The sequence below is a fragment of the Streptomyces sp. NPDC002958 genome (assembly GCF_055563255.1).
The window spans coordinates 1-1,537 of sequence record NZ_JBVHDS010000080.1 but is presented as its reverse complement, the minus strand read 5'-3'; the positions used below and the strand labels follow the sequence as shown (position 1 = coordinate 1,537).

General features: G+C 68.0%; 1 protein-coding gene and 1 pseudogene. One reads left to right on the top strand and one right to left on the bottom strand.

Features of this window, described 5'->3' with window-relative positions; all coding sequences use genetic code 11:
• Positions 1–114: pseudogene (locus ACZ3IC_RS34170) on the bottom strand (IS5/IS1182 family transposase); the annotation flags it as partial.
• Positions 115–288: 174 nt separating this feature from the next.
• On the opposite strand from ACZ3IC_RS34170, the gene ACZ3IC_RS34165 reads away from it, so the two are divergent.
• Positions 289–1,446, top strand: a complete 1,158-nt coding sequence (locus ACZ3IC_RS34165; RefSeq protein ID WP_467422623.1) for a transposase — start codon at positions 289–291, stop codon at positions 1,444–1,446.
• Positions 1,447–1,537: the final 91 nt, after the last annotated feature.

The following is a 1,537-nucleotide window of genomic DNA, read 5'->3' as shown; positions in this document are numbered from 1 at the left end:
AGCACGGTCATCGGCCGGCAGCCGCCCGGGATACCGATGCCGCCGGGGCGGACGAACCGGCAGCAGCGGGGCTATACGTTCCCACAGGTCATCAGGCACAAGATCAGCAGACACCCGGCAGATCCTGCCGACATAGCGCCCAACTGCCAAGCCACCACACCGATCTCATTCTGAAATGATCAGTTAGCTTGACTCTGTCGGGGATCTTGGAGTTTTCCGGTGCGGCAGCGTGATCATCGGGCATGCTCGGGGCTGTTTCGAAGACCGATTCAGTTGTCGAGGTGTCCGTTGTCGCTCCGTCCTCGTTCCGGTGAGCAAGTCCCGTCTCTGACCGCGCGGATCGCGCGGGCGAGCAACCCGGGCGGTACGACGGCGATGTGGGTGAGAGACCGGCTGGACGGGCTGTGGTGCGACGAGGACTTCGTGGGCTGGTACCCGCGTGACGGACGCCCCGGCCTCTCGCCCGCCCAATTGGCCACCGTCTGTGTGCTGCAGTTCCTGCTCGGTCTGTCGGACCGTCAGGCAGCGGAATCGGTCCGCTGCCGCATCGATTTCAAGTACGCCCTGGCCATGGAGCTGGACGATCCCGGCTTCCACCACAGCGTGCTGGCCGACTTCCGCGAGCGCCTCGCCCAGGGCGACCGCGCCGACAGTCTTCTCGATCTGGCGCTCGCACGCCTGAAGGAGGCCGGACTCGTGCGCGAGCGCACCACGCAGCGCACCGACTCCACCCATGTCCTGGCCGCGGTGCGCGATCTGACCCGGCTGGAACTGGTCACCGAGGCCGTCCGTGCCGTGCTGGAAGAAGTGGCCCGCACTGCTTCGCACCTGCTGACCGGCCTGGTCGACGAGGACTGGGGGCGCCGCTACGGCCGTCCGGTCCGTCTGGGCAAGAACCCCACCCGGCCCAAAACCAGGATCCTCGCCGCAGGCGAGGACGCCTGCCGACTGCTGGAACGCCTCCACCGGCACGGACCGGGTTACCGGCCCGGCCCACAGGCCGAGGCGCTGCGGCAGATCGTCGTGCAGAACTACTACCGCGACGCGGCAGGCCGCCTACGCTGGCGCACCGTCGACGACGGCGGCCTGCCGCCCTCTTCCTCGGCGATCGTCTCGCCCTACGACACCACGGCGCGTTACGTCCGCCATGGGCACATCATCAGCTGGAAGGGATTCGCCGCGCATGTCACCGAGACGTGTGCCTCCGACAGCGCCAACGTGATCACGGACGTGGCCACCACCTCGGCCGCCACGAACGACGGCCAGGCCCTGCCTGGCATCCACACCCGCCTGGCGCGTCGCGGGCTGCTGCCGGCCGAGCACCTGGTCGACGGCGGCTACACCTCTCTGGTCCACCTGGAACGAGCCACCCGCGAACACCAGATCACCGTCAGCGGGCCACTGCCGGGCAACCCCACCCGCCAGCACCGCAAGAACGAAGGCTGAACCGCCCCGGGTCAGGTGGAGGCTCGATTTCATGAAAGGATCGAGTCATGGCACGACCTTCCCGTTACCCGCTTGAGCTGCGCCGACGTGC